The 16236-nt window shown below is 61.7% G+C and carries 14 protein-coding genes; all 14 read right to left on the bottom strand.

All coding sequences use genetic code 11. The annotated features are described in order from the left end of the window. Positions 1-133: 133 nt before the first annotated feature. The 14 genes from nuoF to BLS75_RS29740 all read right to left on the bottom strand — a co-directional run bounded on the left by nuoF (position 134) and on the right by BLS75_RS29740 (position 16115). The gene (nuoF, locus tag BLS75_RS29805; RefSeq protein WP_011062189.1) at positions 134-1489 is read right to left on the bottom strand and encodes an NADH-quinone oxidoreductase subunit NuoF; all 1356 of its coding nucleotides are present in this window, start codon (positions 1487-1489) and stop codon (positions 134-136) included. After that, entirely contained in the window at positions 1486-1983 is a 498-nt protein-coding gene (gene nuoE / locus BLS75_RS29800) for an NADH-quinone oxidoreductase subunit NuoE (RefSeq protein WP_011062188.1), read from the bottom strand. Before nuoE ends, nuoF begins: the two co-directional genes overlap by 4 nt. 2 nt (positions 1984-1985) lie before the next feature. Beyond that, positions 1986-3767 carry an NADH-quinone oxidoreductase subunit C/D gene (gene nuoC, locus BLS75_RS29795; RefSeq protein WP_011062187.1) on the bottom strand — a complete coding sequence of 594 codons (1782 nt, stop codon included), beginning with the start codon at positions 3765-3767 and terminating at the stop codon, positions 1986-1988. A 70-nt stretch (positions 3768-3837) separates the two neighbouring features. After that, positions 3838-4512, bottom strand: coding sequence for a NuoB/complex I 20 kDa subunit family protein (locus BLS75_RS29790; protein ID WP_072452735.1), 675 nt, complete (start codon positions 4510-4512; stop codon positions 3838-3840). A gap of 10 nt (positions 4513-4522) precedes the next feature. After that, positions 4523-4936 (bottom strand): NADH-quinone oxidoreductase subunit A, encoded by a 414-nt coding sequence (locus BLS75_RS29785; protein WP_011062185.1) that lies wholly within the window; start codon positions 4934-4936, stop codon positions 4523-4525. Between the two features lie 604 nt (positions 4937-5540). Further along, positions 5541-6866, bottom strand: a complete 1326-nt coding sequence (aceA, locus tag BLS75_RS29780; protein WP_011062184.1) for an isocitrate lyase — start codon at positions 6864-6866, stop codon at positions 5541-5543. Positions 6867-7381: 515 nt separating this feature from the next. After that, on the bottom strand, positions 7382-8137 hold the full coding sequence (locus BLS75_RS29775; RefSeq protein ID WP_072452737.1) for a secretin N-terminal domain-containing protein: 756 nt from the start codon (positions 8135-8137) through the stop codon (positions 7382-7384). A gap of 178 nt (positions 8138-8315) precedes the next feature. Then, positions 8316-8738 carry a GNAT family N-acetyltransferase gene (locus tag BLS75_RS29770; RefSeq protein WP_011062182.1) on the bottom strand — a complete coding sequence of 141 codons (423 nt, stop codon included), beginning with the start codon at positions 8736-8738 and terminating at the stop codon, positions 8316-8318. After that, positions 8731-9897, bottom strand: a complete 1167-nt coding sequence (locus tag BLS75_RS29765; protein WP_015636294.1) for a ribosomal protein uL16 3-hydroxylase — start codon at positions 9895-9897, stop codon at positions 8731-8733. The genes BLS75_RS29770 and BLS75_RS29765 overlap by 8 nt, the downstream gene beginning before the upstream one ends. Before the next feature lie 83 nt (positions 9898-9980). After that, positions 9981-11351 carry an adenylosuccinate lyase gene (gene purB, locus BLS75_RS29760; protein WP_019092906.1) on the bottom strand — a complete coding sequence of 457 codons (1371 nt, stop codon included), beginning with the start codon at positions 11349-11351 and terminating at the stop codon, positions 9981-9983. A 119-nt stretch (positions 11352-11470) separates the two neighbouring features. Next, positions 11471-12094 (bottom strand): high frequency lysogenization protein HflD, encoded by a 624-nt coding sequence (gene hflD / locus BLS75_RS29755; protein ID WP_011062179.1) that lies wholly within the window; start codon positions 12092-12094, stop codon positions 11471-11473. Beyond that, entirely contained in the window at positions 12091-13224 is a 1134-nt protein-coding gene (gene mnmA, locus BLS75_RS29750; RefSeq protein ID WP_015636291.1) for a tRNA 2-thiouridine(34) synthase MnmA, read from the bottom strand. The genes hflD and mnmA overlap by 4 nt, the downstream gene beginning before the upstream one ends. A gap of 71 nt (positions 13225-13295) precedes the next feature. Then, positions 13296-13742, bottom strand: a complete 447-nt coding sequence (locus tag BLS75_RS29745) for an NUDIX hydrolase (protein WP_053152686.1) — start codon at positions 13740-13742, stop codon at positions 13296-13298. Between the two features lie 147 nt (positions 13743-13889). Continuing rightward, positions 13890-16115 carry an NADP-dependent isocitrate dehydrogenase gene (locus tag BLS75_RS29740; protein WP_072452739.1) on the bottom strand — a complete coding sequence of 742 codons (2226 nt, stop codon included), beginning with the start codon at positions 16113-16115 and terminating at the stop codon, positions 13890-13892. Positions 16116-16236: the final 121 nt, after the last annotated feature.

Here is a 16236-nt window from a genome sequence, read left to right as displayed (position 1 = left end):
CAAAGTTCTTCGTTGGCCCGGTGTCAGCGGGCGTGGCTAATGGAATCTTGTTATGCGTGCGAATCAACACAGCCGTTCACGGCGTCATCGCACGTCGAGCGCAGGGCACGGACCCGGCGCCCTCATTTAAGCGTTACGCGCCGACTACGATCGGTCGGGCCAGAGGCGGGACGGCGGCGCTGGTGGGCGCGATGCCGGCTTCGAACTCTGGACGGAAATACTTGATGGCGCTGCCCAAAGGCTCCACGGCACCCGGTGCGTGAGCACAGAAGGTCTTGCCTGGGCCGAGGAAACCCACCAGGCCCAGCAGGGTCTCGATGTCCCCTTGCTGGCCCTGGCCTTTTTCCAGGGCCATCAGCAGCTTGACGCTCCAGGGCAGGCCGTCGCGGCACGGTGTGCAGAAGCCGCAGGACTCGCGGGCGAAGAACTGCTCCATGTTGCGCAGCAGGGACACCATGTTGATGCTGTCGTCCACCGCCATGGCCAGGCCGGTACCCATGCGGGTGCCCACTTTGGCGATGCCGCCGGCATACATCTGGGCGTCCAGGTGCTCGGGCAACAGGAAGCCGGTACCGGCGCCGCCTGGCTGCCAGCACTTGAGCTTGAAGCCGTCGCGCATGCCGCCGGCGTAGTCCTCGAACAGCTCGCGCGCGGTCACGCCGAAGGGCAGCTCCCACAGGCCGGGGTTCTTCACTTTGCCGGAGAAGCCCATCAGCTTGGTGCCGTGGTCTTCGCTGCCTTCGCGGGCCAGGGATTTGTACCATTCCACGCCGTCGCCGATGATCGCCGGCACGTTGCACAGGGTCTCGACGTTGTTCACGCAGGTCGGCTTGCCCCACACGCCCACGGCGGCAGGGAAGGGCGGCTTGGAGCGCGGGTTGGCGCGACGGCCTTCCAGGGAGTTGATCAGTGCGGTTTCTTCACCGCAGATGTAACGCCCGGCGCCGGTGTGGACGAACAGCTCGAAATCGAAGCCGCTGCCCAGGATGTTCTTGCCCAGAAGGCCTGCGGCCTTGGCTTCTTCCACGGCACGACGCAGGTGCTTGGCGGCGGTGGTGTACTCGCCCCGCAGGAAGATGTAGCCGCGGTAGGTCTTGAGTGCGCGAGCACTGATCAGCATGCCTTCGATCAGCAGATGGGGCAGTTGCTCCATCAGCATGCGGTCTTTCCAGGTGTTGGGCTCCATTTCGTCCGCGTTGCACAGCAGGTAGCGGATGTTCATGGATTCGTCTTTGGGCATCAGGCCCCACTTCACGCCGGTGGGGAAGCCCGCACCGCCGCGACCCTTGAGGCCGGCATCCTTGACGGTCTGCACGATGTCGTCCTGGGACAGGTCGGCGAAGGCCTTGCGGGCCGCCGCGTAACCGTTCTTGGCCTGGTACTCGTCGAACCAGACCGGCTCGCCGTCGTCGCGCAGGCGCCAGGTCAGGGGATGGGTTTCTGCGGTGCGCGCAATGCGGTTCGCAGGACCGAAAGAGGTCAGGGTCATACGTAGCCCTCCAACAGTTTGGCCACGCCAGCAGGTTGCACGTCGCCGAAAGTGTCGTCGTCGATCATCAGCGCCGGGGCCTTGTCGCAGTTGCCCAGGCAGCACACCGGCAGCAGGGTGAAGCGGCCGTCGGCGGTGGTCTGGCCGAGGCCGATGCCCAGCTCGCTCTGGATCTGGCTGACCACGGATTCGTGGCCGCCGATGTAGCAGACCATGCTGTCGCAGACGCGAATGATGTGGCGGCCCACTGGCTGGCGGAAGATCTGGCTGTAGAACGTCGCCACGCCTTCAACGTCGCTGGCAGGAATGCCGAGGATCTCGCCGATGGCGTAGACCGCGCCGTCAGGCACCCAGCCACGTTCCTTCTGGACGATCTTCAGGGCTTCGATGGACGCCGCGCGCGGGTCCTCGTAGTGATGCATCTCGTGCTCGATGGCCGAGCGCTCGGTTTCGCTCAGGGCGAAACGGTCTGTCTGGATAAGCGTGCTGTTCATGCTTAGCGGTCCACGTCGGCCATAACGAAGTCGATACTACCCAGGTACGCGATCAAGTCCGCGACCATGCTGCCGCGGATCACCGAAGGGATCTGCTGCAGGTGGGCGAAGCTTGGGGTACGGATCCGGGTGCGGTAGCTCATGGTGCCGCCATCGCTCGTCAGGTAATAACTGTTGATGCCCTTGGTCGCTTCGATCATCTGGAAGGATTCGTTGGCCGGCATCACCGGGCCCCACGAAACTTGCAGGAAGTGCGTGATCAAGGTTTCGATGTGCTGCAGGGTGCGCTCTTTGGGCGGCGGCGTGGTCAGCGGGTGATCCGCCTTGTACGGGCCTTCCGGCATGTTGCGCAGGCACTGGTCGATGATCTTGATGCTCTGGCGCATTTCCTCGACGCGAACCATGCAGCGGTCATAGGCGTCACCGTTGGCGGCCAGCGGGACTTCGAACTCGAAGTTCTCGTAGCCGGAGTACGGACGGGCCTTGCGCAGGTCGAAATCGCAACCGGTGGAGCGCAGGCCGGCACCGGTGACGCCCCACTCCAGGGCTTCCTTGGTGTTGTAGGCGGCAACGCCGATGGTCCGGCCCTTGAGGATGCTGTTCTGCAGGGCGGCCTTGGTGTATTCGTCGAGGCGCTTGGGCAGCCATTCGACGAAGTCCTTGACTAGCTTCTCCCAGCCACGCGGCAGGTCGTGGGCGACGCCACCGATGCGGTACCAGGCCGGGTGCAGGCGGAAACCGGTGATGGCTTCGATCACCGTGTAGGCGCGCTGACGGTCGGTAAAGGTGAAGAACACTGGGGTCATGGCGCCGACGTCCTGGATGTAGGTGCCCAGGAACAGCAGATGGCTGGTGATCCGGAAGAACTCGGCCATCATGATGCGGATGACGTCGACCTTCTCCGGCACCTTGATGCCGGCCAGTTTCTCGACCGAGAGCACGTACGGCAGGTTGTTCATCACCCCGCCGAGGTAGTCGATACGGTCGGTGTAAGGGATGAAGCTGTGCCAGGACTGACGCTCGGCCATCTTCTCGGCACCACGGTGGTGGTAGCCGATGTCCGGTACGCAGTCGACGATCTCTTCACCGTCCAGCTGCAGGATGATGCGGAAGGCACCGTGGGCCGAAGGGTGGTTCGGGCCCAGGTTGAGGAACATGTAGTCCTCGTTGGCACCGGAACGCTTCATGCCCCAGTCTTCCGGACGGAAGCGCGCGGCTTCTTCTTCCAGCTGCTGCTTGGCCAGGTTCAGGCTGAACGGGTCGAACTCGGTGGCGCGGGCCGGGAAGTCCTTGCGCAGCGGGTGACCTTCCCAGGTCGGCGGCATCATGATGCGCGAGAGGTGAGGGTGGCCGGCAAAGTCGATGCCGAACATGTCCCAGACTTCACGCTCGTACCAGTTGGCGTTAGGCCAGATACCGGTCACGGTGGGCAGGCTGAGGTCGCCTTCGGACAGGGCCACCTTGATCATCACGTCGCTGTTACGTTCGATCGACAACAAGTGGTAGAACACGCTGAAGTCGGCGCCTGGCAGGCCCTGGCGCTTGGTGCGCAGGCGCTCGTCCACGCCGTGCAGGTCATAGAGCATGACGTATGGCTTGGGCAGATTGCGCAGGAAGGTCAGGACTTCAACGAGCTTGGAGCGGGTAACCCACAGCACCGGCATGCCGGTGCGGGTGGCTTGGGCGGTGAACGCCTCAGGGCCAAAACGGTTATTGAGTTCGACGACCACATCCTGGTCGTCAGCCTTATAAGGCGGGATGTACAGAGCACTGCCTGTAGTCATGGTTTTTTATCGCTTTCGGTCAACGTAAAGAGTGAAGCCAGGTTCGTTTCTTTGTAAGAACAGAACTGGATCAGACTTCGTCAGGGCTGCGCAGGTTGGTGACCTGTATACGCTGTTCGCGGCGCTGTTCCTTTTGCGACGGCATCTCGGCGCGATACACGCCTTGGTCGCCGACGACCCAGGAAAGTGGGCGACGCTCCTGGCCAATGGATTCCTGCAAGAGCATCAGGCCTTGCAGGAACGCTTCGGGACGGGGCGGGCAGCCAGGTACGTAGACGTCCACGGGCAGGAACTTGTCCACCCCCTGGACTACCGAGTAGATGTCGTACATGCCGCCGGAGTTGGCGCACGAACCCATGGAGATAACCCATTTTGGCTCGAGCATTTGCTCATAGAGACGCTGGATGATCGGCGCCATCTTGATGAAGCAGGTCCCGGCGATAACCATGAAGTCCGCCTGACGCGGCGATGCCCGGATAACCTCGGCGCCAAAGCGCGCGATGTCGTGGGGCGCCGTGAAGGCGGTGGTCATTTCCACGTAGCAGCAGGAAAGGCCGAAGTTGTACGGCCACAGGGAGTTCTTACGCCCCCAGTTGACCGCGCCGCTCAGCACGTCTTCGAGCTTGCCCATGAAGATGTTTTTGTGGACCTGATCCTCTAACGGATCGGAAACGATTTCCCGTTCGCCGATCGGATACTGATCGTTAGGAGCATCGGGGTCGATCCGGGTGAGATTGTATTGCATCGCCAAAGCCTCATTGTTTTAGCTTCGCCTGCCGCTTACGACGACCTTCCGGAGCCCAGTCAAGAGCCCCCACCCGCCAAAGGTAGACAAGACCTGCCAACAGAATTGCTATGAAAACGAGAGCTTCGACGAATCCGGTCCAGCCGCTTTCGCGGACGGACACAGACCAGGCAAAGAGAAAGAGGGCTTCGATATCGAAGATCACGAAGAGCATCGCGACCAGATAGAATTTGGCTGAGAGCCGCAAGCGGGCGCCACCGGTAGGTAGCATGCCGGACTCGAACGGTTCGTTTTTGCTGCGGCCCCAGGCTTTTGACCCGAGGAGGCTGGAGACGCCGAGCATGAAGGCGCAAAGGCCGACAACGCCCAGAAGGAAAATGGCAAAGCCCCAGTTGTGGGCCATGAGTCCTGTCGCTTCGGGCATGCTGGTAATCCTTAACAGAGAGCAAGAGTCTCTGAGCTTGATAAAGAAATAAAGCAGTGACGATATGTCGCAGCGCAATCAATCGCGCTGATTTTATGGCTAAACACCGGGCAAGTAAAATTTCTAAAGCGAAATTGTTTATCGTAATAAGGACATAGCTCACCCCGGCAGCCCCGTAAGCCGCGGCCTGCGGGCATTAGGGGAGGTTTTGTTAATTATGTTTTGTAGCTGCTGTAACGAAAGTTACAACTGCTAAATGATAATCAATATTGTTTGGAGGCTGTTTTAATCTGCTTTTCTTCGGGGAGTGGGAAAGTTGCTTGTTATATCCCTGTTACTGCAAGTAGCAGGGGCGCACCTTTTAACCTCTTTCGCCCTTGCTAACACCGCCCTGGATCAATGTTTGGCCAGCTTTTTTGCAGGGAGCGGGCATGGCGAGGCTTTTGAGGAGGGCGCGCAGGGTAGAGGTTCGCCGGCAAGCCGGCTCCTACAGGAGGGGTGGGCAAAAAAAACGCCCCGAACCAGTCGGGGCGTCAGCTGTACAGCAATGCAGTTGTTTTTACCGGGTCTGCATTGGCCGCTCGATCAAGCCGTGAGGCCTAAATCAGTGGAACTGTTCTTCTTCGGTGGAGCCGGTCAGCGCGGTTACCGAGGACGAGCCACCCTGGATCACGGTGGTCATGTCGTCGAAGTAGCCGGTGCCCACTTCCTGCTGGTGAGCCACGAAGGTGTAGCCCTTGGCGGCGTCAGCGAACTCTTGCTCTTGCAGTTTCACGTAGGCGGTCATGTCGTTGCGGGCGTAGTCGTGCGCCAGGTTGAACATGCTGTGCCACATGTTGTGGATGCCGGCCAGGGTGATGAACTGGTGCTTGTAGCCCATGGCGGACAGTTCGCGCTGGAACTTGGCGATGGTCGCATCGTCCAGGTTCTTCTTCCAGTTGAAGGAAGGCGAGCAGTTGTACGACAGGATCTGGTCCGGGTATTCCTTCTTGATCGCCTCGGCGAAGCGACGGGCTTCGTCCAGGTCCGGCTTGGCGGTTTCGCACCAGATCAGGTCGGCGTACGGAGCGTAAGCCAGGCCGCGGGCGATTGCCTGGTCCAGGCCGGCTTTCACTTTGTAGAAGCCTTCCTGGGTGCGGGTGCCAGTCACGAATGGCTGGTCGTACGGGTCGCAGTCGGAAGTCAACAGGTCGGCAGCGTTGGCGTCGGTACGGGCCAGGATGATGGTCGGTACGCCGGCAACGTCGGCCGCCAGGCGGGCAGCGGTCAGCTTCTGTACGGCTTCCTGGGTTGGCACCAGTACCTTGCCGCCCATGTGGCCGCACTTCTTCACGGAAGCCAGCTGGTCTTCGAAGTGAACGCCGGCGGCGCCTGCTTCGATCATGCTCTTCATCAGCTCGTAGGCGTTCAGTACGCCGCCGAAACCGGCTTCAGCGTCGGCCACGATCGGTGCGAAGTAGTCGATGTAGCCGTCGTCGCCCGGGTTCTTGCCGGCTTTCCACTGGATCTGGTCGGCGCGACGGAACGAGTTGTTGATGCGCTTGACCACGGTTGGAACCGAGTCCACCGGGTACAGCGACTGGTCGGGGTACATGGATTCGGCGGAGTTGTTGTCCGCAGCCACTTGCCAGCCCGACAGGTAGATCGCCTGGATACCGGCTTTAACCTGTTGTACAGCCTGGCCGCCGGTCAGGGCGCCCATGCAGTTGACGAAATCTTTATCAGGACGGAAGGACGGCTTGGCACCTTGGGTGACCAGGTTCCAGAGCTTCTCGGCGCCCATGCGTGCCAGGGTGTGCTCGGGTTGAACCGAGCCACGCAGACGGACCACGTCGGCAGCGGAGTAGGTGCGAGTCACGCCTTTCCAGCGCGGGTTTTCAGCCCAGTCTTTTTCAAGGGCTGCAATTTGCTGTTCGCGTGTCAGTGCCATGGAGATAAACCTCGTCGCGTCTTGTGTAAAAAGTCGTTCTTGGTTGGAGAATTCCGGCTCCGCCGATCACGCGTCATAACGCTGCGTAAAAGGCTGCTCGCTGACCAGGAAGCTTATGGCGGTCAAGTCGGGTCTGGCGGGGATGGCGACGGGTGAACGATGGGCTCGAGGGGAAAGTGAGCAGGTGAAGGCGAGCTGCGGGGCGCATGCCGGCGTCGTGGGCCTTGGTGCGTTCCATCAGTGTGTTGCCGATCTACCTAATTACGCTTCCGTCCCTCGGGACAACTTCGTTCCAGTCGCAATCTCGTCAAACACACCTTGTGGGCGGTACAGACACGAATCGGCTCAGGTGGGTAGGTTAGAGCGGCGATCCGAAGGCCCTTGCCAGGGCCCCTGATTAGCGGGAGCGAGGCCATCATGCCCGCGGTTTTTTGGCTCGTCAAATGTTTTGTAGTGCTTTTTTTGTAGCACTACATCTTTGGTCTAATACGACTAATCAGTCAGTTTTTGGTGCTTTAGTCCAAGGCGTCGACCTTGACGCGCAAGGTCATGTCATCCCGTCCTTGAGTCGAGTAGCTGCGGCCCGGGCCCTGTTTATCGGCCTGGGTCTGGCGATTGACCCCGGCCAGGGTGATCCACTCGCCCAGGCGCCCGCTGACAGTCGTGTCGGTACTTTGCACGTTCACTACATCGGGACGTTCCTGGCTCATGCGGTCACGGTTGGTGCTGATGCTCAGGTGCACGGTCTCGCCGGTGACGCTGGCGGTGACATAGAAACCCTGGGTGACGTTGCGGTACTGGGTCTGGTTCTGCAGGCGCCCGTAGGGGTCGGTCTGGGTGGTGGTCAACGGCACGCTCTGGCCGACCTGGATCAGCGCCGGCACGCCTTCGCTGGCCTGGACCTGTTGGATGCCGCCATCGCGGCTCTCGGTGCTGCGATTGATGATTCGGGTCTGGGGCGCACCGTTGACCGAATAGCCCTGATTGTCCTGGAAGTTGTTTTCATTGGTATCGACGGTGATCAGCAGGCGCTTGGCCGCCGTATCCAATTGCGCAATGAAAGCCCGCAGTTCGGCGATCTTGCCCGGCTCGGCGTTGACGATCAGCTGGTTGCCATAGGCGCTGACCTTGCCGTCCTTGCCGAGGAAGTTCTGCGCCACCGGCAGCAGGTCGGCACTGGTGCGGTTGTTGAGGGGCACGATCTCGGTGGCGGCCATGACCGAACAGCTGAAGGTCAGCAGCAGCGTCGTGAGCAGGGTGCGTAGGGACATATCCGTTATCTCCGCGAGTAGCTGGCGTAAAGCCTTGAGTTTGACACTTTGTCGGCTTTGGGTGGGGCAAGTTGAATCGCGCACGGCAAAACGCCCCGGCATCCTGGTCTCCAGCTTAGTTGCCGGAGGAGGGATGGCGGGGCGTTTTGGCTGGCCGTTGCCGCGAGCGGTGTGTCGGTCAGGCGCCGCGAACCATGTCGACGTGGGGAATGCCCGCTTCGAGGAACTCCTCGCTGACGATGGAGAAGCCCAGGCGTTCATAGAACGCCGTGGCCTGGACCTGGGCGCTGAGCATCTGCTGCTTCAGGCCGCGCTTTTCGGCTTCATCGATCACCGCGCGCATCAGCGCGTCGCCAACCTTCAGGCCGCGCCAGTCCTTGAGTACCGAAACCCGGCCCACATGGCCGTCGGGCAGCAGGCGAGCGGTGCCGATGGGGAAGTCGCCCTCGAAGGCCAGGAAGTGCACGGCGCTGTCGTCGTCGGCATCCCACTCCAGTTCGGGCGGCACCGATTGCTCGGCAATGAATACGGCTTCACGGATGCGCCGGATCTCGGCGTTGTCCTTTTGCCAGTCTGCGACACGTACGTGAATCTTATTCATCGGCAAACCCCAGGCTCCCTTGCTTGACCAGTTCACACAACAGGCCGCGCCCATCGTCATCCGCCAGCCACTGGCCGAGGTTATCGATATGCAGGGCGTCGGCGGCGCAAATCATTTTCAGCAGTTCGCGCAGCTTACCGGGAAGCAGGCGGCTTTGGCCGCTGGCGAACAGTAGCAGGTCTTCATCCACTTCCGACCAGGCCAGGCGCGCGCTCGGGTTGCGGATCAGGATCGCGCCCTGTTCCAGGCTGCCCAGCAGGTCTTCTTCTTCCAGTTCGGGTCCGGTCACCAGTTCCGGGTAGCGTGGTTCGGTCATGAACTGGCCGAACCAGGTCAGCAGCAGGCGTTCATCGCTCATGTGCTCGGCCAGCAGGCCCTTGAGCCGGTCGAGGGCGTCCTGCTGGATCTGGTGCGGGTCGCTGGCCGGCTGCACGTCGGCGTCGGTGTAGCGGTCTTCGTCCGGCAGGAACTGGCCGAGGAAATCGGTGAAGTGGGTCAGGACTTCGGCGGCGCTCGGGGCGCGGAAACCGACCGAATAGGTCATGCAATCGTTCACCGCAACGCCATAGTGGGCCAGGCGCGGTGGCAGATAGAGCATGTCGCCGGGCTCCAGGACCCAGCTTTCGGTTTCTTCGAATTCGGCGAGGATGCGCAGGTCCGCGTGCTGCAGCAGCGGGCTTTCGGAGTCGCACATCTGGCCGATCTTCCAGTTGCGCTTACCAAAGCCTTGCAGCAAGAACACGTCGTAGTTGTCGAAGTGCGGGCCGACGTTACCACCAGGTGCGGCGAAGCTGATCATCACGTCATCGATGCGCCAGCTCGGCAGGAAGCGGAAGTGCTCCAGCAGCTCAGCGACTTCCGGGACGAACTGGTCCACGGCCTGGACCAGCAGGGTCCAGTCGCGTTCCGGCAGCTTGCTGAACTCGTCTTCGGCGAAGGGGCCGCGGCGCAGTTCCCATGGGCGCTCGCCGTTCTCGATCACCAGGCGCGATTCGACTTCTTCTTCCAGGGCCAGGCCGGCCAGTTCGTCAGGTTCGATCGGGCTTTCGAAGTCAGGCAGGGCCTGACGGATCAGCAGGGGTTTCTTCTGCCAGTAGTCACGCAGAAATTCCCGTGCAGTGATGCCGCCCAGAAGTTGAAGAGGAATATCAGGATTCATGTGTAACCTATTGAAAAAGTGTACTTTTCTAGCAGGAATAAAAACGCCCGGCGCGGCCGGGCGTCAAAAGGTCGAGCAAACGGTCAGATGCGCTTGGCCTGGGCTGCGGCATTACCGATGTAGCTGGCCGGGGTGAGCTGTTTCAGCTCGGCCTTGGCCGCGGCGGGCATGTCCAGCCCGTCGATGAAAGTCTGCAGCGCTTCTGGGCTGATGCCCTTGCCGCGCGTCAGTTCCTTGAGCTTTTCGTAGGGGTTTTCGATGTTGTAGCGGCGCATCACGGTCTGGATCGGCTCGGCCAGGACTTCCCAGCAGGCGTCCAGGTCTTCGGCGATTTTCTGGGCGTTGAGCTCCAGTTTGCTGATGCCCTTGAGGCTGGCCTCGTAGGCAATCACGCTGTGAGCAAAGCCCACGCCCAGGTTGCGCAGCACGGTGGAGTCAGTCAGGTCGCGCTGCCAGCGGGAGATCGGCAGTTTGCTTGCCAGGTGCTGGAACAGTGCGTTGGCGATGCCCAGATTGCCTTCGGAGTTTTCGAAGTCGATCGGGTTGACCTTGTGCGGCATGGTCGAGGAACCGATTTCGCCGGCGATGGTGCGCTGCTTGAAGTAGCCCAGGGAGATGTAGCCCCAGATATCGCGATCGAAGTCGATCAGGATGGTGTTGAAGCGGGCGATGGCGTCGAACAGCTCGGCGATGTAGTCGTGCGGCTCGATCTGCGTGGTGTAGGGGTTGAAGGCCAGGCCCAGTTCGTCTTCGATGAAGGCGCGGGCGTTGGCTTCCCAGTCGATGTCCGGGTAGGCCGACAGGTGGGCGTTGTAGTTGCCCACGGCGCCGTTGATCTTGCCCAGCAGCGGCACGGCAGCGACCTGGGCGATCTGGCGCTCCAGGCGGTAAACGACGTTGGCCAGTTCCTTGCCCAGGGTGGTCGGCGAGGCCGGCTGGCCGTGGGTGCGCGAGAGCATCGGCACTTCAGCGAAACGGATCGCCAGTTCGCGGATGGCGTTGGCGGTCTGGCGCATCAGCGGCAGCATCACTTCATCACGGCCTTCGCGCAGCATCAGGGCGTGGGACAGGTTGTTGATGTCCTCGCTGGTGCAGGCGAAGTGGATGAATTCACTGACGTTGGCCAGCTCAGGCAGCTTGGCGGCTTGTTCCTTGAGCAGGTACTCGATGGCCTTGACGTCGTGGTTGGTGGTGCGCTCGATCTCTTTGACGCGCTCGGCGTGCTCCAGCGAGAAGTTCTCTGCCAGGGCATTGAGGACGGCGTTGGCTTCGGCGGAGAACGCCGGCACTTCGCTGATGGCGCTATGGGCGGCCAGGCGCTGGAGCCAGCGCACTTCAACGAGGACGCGAGCACGGATCAGGCCGTATTCGCTGAAAATGGGGCGCAGGGCCTGGGTTTTGCCGGCGTAGCGGCCGTCAACAGGGGAAACCGCAGTGAGCGAAGAGAGCTGCATGGGGTGTTCTCGGACAGTCGGGCAACGAAATGGGGCGCGTATCATACATGAAAATATCCGCCGGTCCGTTGCCAACTGACCAGCGTCTTACGCGCAGCTCTTGAAAAATCAGGCGCAGCTCAGCTGCTGCGCATCAACGGATAAAGCTCTTTGAGCAATTTGCGCCGGCTGATCACCAGTTGCCAGCGATGGCCGCCCAGCTGTCGCCACAGCCGTGCCGAGCGGATGCCGGCCAGCAGCAGGGCGCGGATCTTCGAGGCATTGCTGGGCTGCTGCAGGTTGCGCATGTCGCCGTGCACCTGAATGCGCTGGCGCAGGGTGCTCAGGGTGTCCTGGTACAGCCCGCCGCACGCGGCGATGACGTTTTCGTGAGCTGGACCGAAATGTTCTACCTGGGACTGGATCTGCGGCAGGCGTTTGCCGATGGTCTCCAGCAGGTCGTCGCGCTTGGCCAGCTGGCGCTCCAGGCCGAGCATCGACAAAGCGTAGCGCAGCGGTTCGCGCTGCAGGGTGCTGGGGTCGCGCTCCAGGGCGCCGATCAGGGCCCGGTAACCCTCGCGCAGGTTGATGTCGTCGCCGCCGTAGACTTCCAGGGTGTCTTTCGGGTCGCGGATCAGCAGGCTGCCGAGCATGCAGCTCAAGGCCGCTTCGCTGACCTGGCCGGTCTTGGCGATCCGGTCCACCAGCACGGCGGCCAGGAATACACCGCCCAGCGCCGTCAGTTGTTCCTGAATCGGGCTCATGGACGGGCGTCCTTGCTGCTCCAGGGTTCGGCCACTTCGATCACGCCGCCACCGAGGCAGATCTCGCCGTCGTAGAACACCACGGACTGGCCGGGAGTGACGGCGCGCTGTGGGTCGTCGAAGGTGGCGCGGTAGCCGTTGGCGGTCTTTTCCAGGGTGCAGGGCTGGTCGCTCTGGCGGTAGCGCACCTTGGCGGTCAGGCGTCGCGGCTGGCTCAGGTCGATGGGGTTGACCCAATAGATGTCGGAGGCCAGCAGGGCGCGGGAGAACAGCCAGGGGTGATCATTGCCCTGGCCCACGATCAGCTCGTTGTGCTCCAGGTCCTTGATCAGCACGTACCACGGCTCTTCGCCGGCGTCTTTCAGGCCGCCGATGCCCAGGCCCTGACGCTGGCCAATGGTGTGGTACATCAAACCGTGATGGCGGCCGATGACTTCACCTTCGGTGGTCTTGATCTCGCCGGGCTGGGCCGGCAGGTATTGCTTGAGGAAGTCGCTGAAGCGCCGCTCACCGATAAAGCAGATGCCGGTGGAGTCTTTCTTCTTCGCCGTGGCCAGGTCGTGTTTTTCGGCAATGGCGCGCACTTCGGGCTTTTCCAGCTCACCTACCGGGAACAGGGTCTTGGCGATCTGCTCGCCGCCAACGGCGTGGAGGAAGTAGCTCTGGTCCTTGTTCGGGTCCAGGCCCTTGAGCAGTTCGGTGCGGCCATCGATGTCGCGACGACGCACATAGTGGCCGGTGGCGATCAGGTCGGCGCCAAGCATCATGGCGTAGTCGAGGAAGGCCTTGAACTTGATTTCGCGGTTGCAGAGGATGTCCGGGTTCGGCGTGCGGCCGGCCTTGTATTCGGCCAGGAAGTGCTCGAACACGTTGTCCCAGTATTCGGCGGCGAAGTTGGCGGTGTGCAGCTTGATGCCAATCTTGTCGCACACGGCCTGGGCGTCGGCCAGGTCGTCCATGGCGGTGCAGTATTCGGTTCCGTCGTCTTCCTCCCAGTTCTTCATGAACAGGCCTTCCACCTGGTAACCCTGCTCCATCAGCAGGAGGGCGGAAACGGAAGAATCCACGCCGCCGGACATGCCGACAATGACGCGCTTCTTTTGGTTATCAGAAGGGGCTGGATCACGCATAGGAATTCAACGGGTGTCTTGAAAAAGGACGCGATTCTAACAGGCTGAGGCCTGCAAGGCTAAAACTGCGGTTAAAGCATTGGTCGGATCAGTGCCAGGCTGTGCAACTGGCCATCCAGGTAATCGTCCAGGCACTGCAGGATCAGCTCGCTGCGCCAGTTGGCCCGTTGCTCCAGCAGTTGCTCGCGGCTCAGCCAGCGCGGGCCGATGATGCCGTCATCCAACTGATAGTCCGGATGATGGCGCAGTGGCTTGGCGGCAAAGCACACGCGCTGGTAGGTCACGCCGTTGCTGGGGGCGGTGTAGAGGTAGATGCCGACCACGCCGGTCAACTCCACGTCCCAGCCGGTTTCTTCCAGGGTTTCGCGGACGGCGGCCTGGAGCAGGCTTTCATTGGCATCCAGGTGCCCGGCGGGCTGGTTGAGCACGGCTTGTTCGCCCTGGTATTCCTCGACGAACAGGAAGCTGCCCTGGTCCTCGACGATGGTGGCGACAGTAATATGCGGTTGCCATTCCATAAAGGCACTCCTTTATAAAGGGTGAACATTGTAGGAGCCGGCTTGCCGGCGAAGCGAGCGCTGTCTGTTTCGCCGACAGGCCGGTTGCTGCGGACTCCAGAAGCACAAACCCCGGCGCGGGGCCGGGGTTTGTGTGTTCGCTCGTGCTTACACCAGCGCAGCGATGGCCGCGTTGAGGGTGGCGCTCGGGCGCATGGCTTGGCTCACCAGCTCGGGGTTGGCGCTGTAGTAGCCACCGATGTCCACGGGCTTGCCCTGTACGGCGTTGAGCTCGGCGACGATGGTCGCTTCGTTCTCGGTCAGGGTCTTGGCCAGGGTGCTGAACTGCGCTTGCAGGGCAGCGTCCTCGGTCTGGGCGGCCAGGGCTTGAGCCCAGTACAGCGCCAGGTAGAAGTGGCTGCCGCGGTTGTCGATGTTGCCGACCTTGCGCGATGGCGACTTGTTGTTGTCGAGGAACTGGCCGGTCGCCTGGTCCAGGGTCTTGGCCAGCACCAGGGCTTTGGGGTTGTTGTAGGTGTTGCCCAGGTGCTCCAGGGAAGCGGCCAGGGCCAGGAACTCACCCAGGGAGTCCCAGCGCAGGAAGTTCTCTTCCAGCAGCTGCTGTACGTGCTTGGGAGCCGAGCCGCCGGCGCCGGTTTCGAACAGGCCGCCGCCGTTCATCAGCGGCACGATCGACAGCATCTTGGCGCTGGTGCCCAGTTCCATGATCGGGAACAGGTCGGTCAGGTAGTCGCGCAGTACGTTGCCGGTCACCGAGATGGTGTCCTTGCCGTCGCGGGTGCGGGACAGGGTGAACTTCATGGCTTCGACCGGGGACATGATGCGGATGTCCAGGTCGCTGGTGTCGTGATCCTTCAGGTAGGCCTGAACTTTCTCGATCATCACGCCGTCGTGGGCACGCATCGGGTCCAGCCAGAAAATGGCCGGGGTGCTGCTGGCGCGAGCACGGTTGACCGCCAGTTTGACCCAGTCCTGGATCGGCGCGTCTTTGGTCTGGCACATGCGGAAGATGTCGCCGGCTTCGACTTTCTGCTCCAGCAGCAGGCTGCCTTTGCTGTCGGTGACGCGAACCACGCCGTCAGCCTTGATTTCGAAAGTCTTGTCGTGGGAACCGTATTCTTCGGCTTTTTTCGCCATCAGGCCAACGTTCGGCACGCTGCCCATGGTGGTCGGATCGAACGCGCCATTGGCTTTGCAGTCTTCGATCACGGCCTGGTAGATGGTGGCGTAGCAACGGTCCGGGATCACGGCCTTGGTGTCGTGCAGCTGGCCGTCGGTGCCCCACATCTTGCCGGAGTCACGGATCATGGCAGGCATCGAGGCGTCGACGATCACGTCGCTCGGCACGTGCAGGTTGGTGATGCCTTTGTCGGAGTTGACCATGGCCAGGGCAGGGCGGGCTGCGTAGACGGCCTGGATGTCGGCTTCGATCGCAGCTTGCTGGTCGGCCGGCAGGGCCTTGATGCGGGCGTACAGGTCGCCGATGCCGTTGTTCAGGTTGAAGCCGATTTCTTGCAGTACGGTGGCGTGCTTGCTCAGGGCATCCTGATAGAACTCGGCAACGATCTGGCCGAACATGATCGGGTCGGAGACCTTCATCATGGTGGCCTTGAGGTGTACCGAGAGCAGTACGCCTTGCTTCTTGGCGTCTTCGATTTCAGCGGCGATGAAGGCGCGCAGGGCCTTTTTGCTCATTACGGCGCAGTCGAGGATCTCGCCGGCTTGCACGGCGGTCTTTTCCTTCAGGACGGTGGCAGTGCCGTCCTGGGCGATCAGTTCGATCTTGACGCTGTCGGCTGCTTCGATCAGGGCCGCTTTTTCGCTGCCGTAGAAGTCGCCGTTGCTCATGTGGGCAACGTGGGACTTGGAGTCCTTGGCCCAGGCGCCCATCTTGTGCGGGTGCTTGCGCGCATAGTTCTTCACCGACAGCGGAGCGCGGCGATCGGAGTTGCCTTCACGCAGGACCGGGTTCACGGCGCTGCCCTTGACCTTGTCGTAACGCGCCTTGGCGTCTTTGTCGGCGTCGCAGGTCACGGTTTCTGGGTAGTCCGGCAGCGCATAGCCCTGGGCCTGCAGCTCTTTGATCGCGGCTTGCAGTTGCGGGACCGAGGCGCTGATGTTCGGCAGCTTGATGATGTTGGCTTCTGGGGTGACCGCCAGCTCGCCCAGTTCGGCAAGGTGGTCCGGCACCGCTTTGGTACCCAACTGCTCAGGGAAGCTGGCGAGGATGCGGCCGGCCAGGGAGATGTCGCGGGTTTCCACGGCGATATCAGCCGAAGCGGTGAAGGCTTCTACGATAGGCAGCAGGGAATAGGTGGCGAGGGCCGGGGCTTCGTCGGTGAAGGTGTAGATGATCTTCGAGCGGGTGGGCATATTCGGATTAACTCTCTTCTTTGCTAAAGCGTGCGCAGAAACTCGAGGTGCGCCGGGTAAGCGCTTTCGTTCAAAGGTCATCCATGAGCCGAATGTCGAGGTTTCTTCGCGGTGATGTTGG

This window comes from Pseudomonas sp. NFPP12 (assembly GCF_900103205.1).
In the GTDB taxonomy this organism is placed as follows: Bacteria; Pseudomonadota; Gammaproteobacteria; order Pseudomonadales; family Pseudomonadaceae; genus Aquipseudomonas; species Aquipseudomonas protegens.
This window is presented reverse-complemented; position numbering and strand designations above follow the sequence as displayed.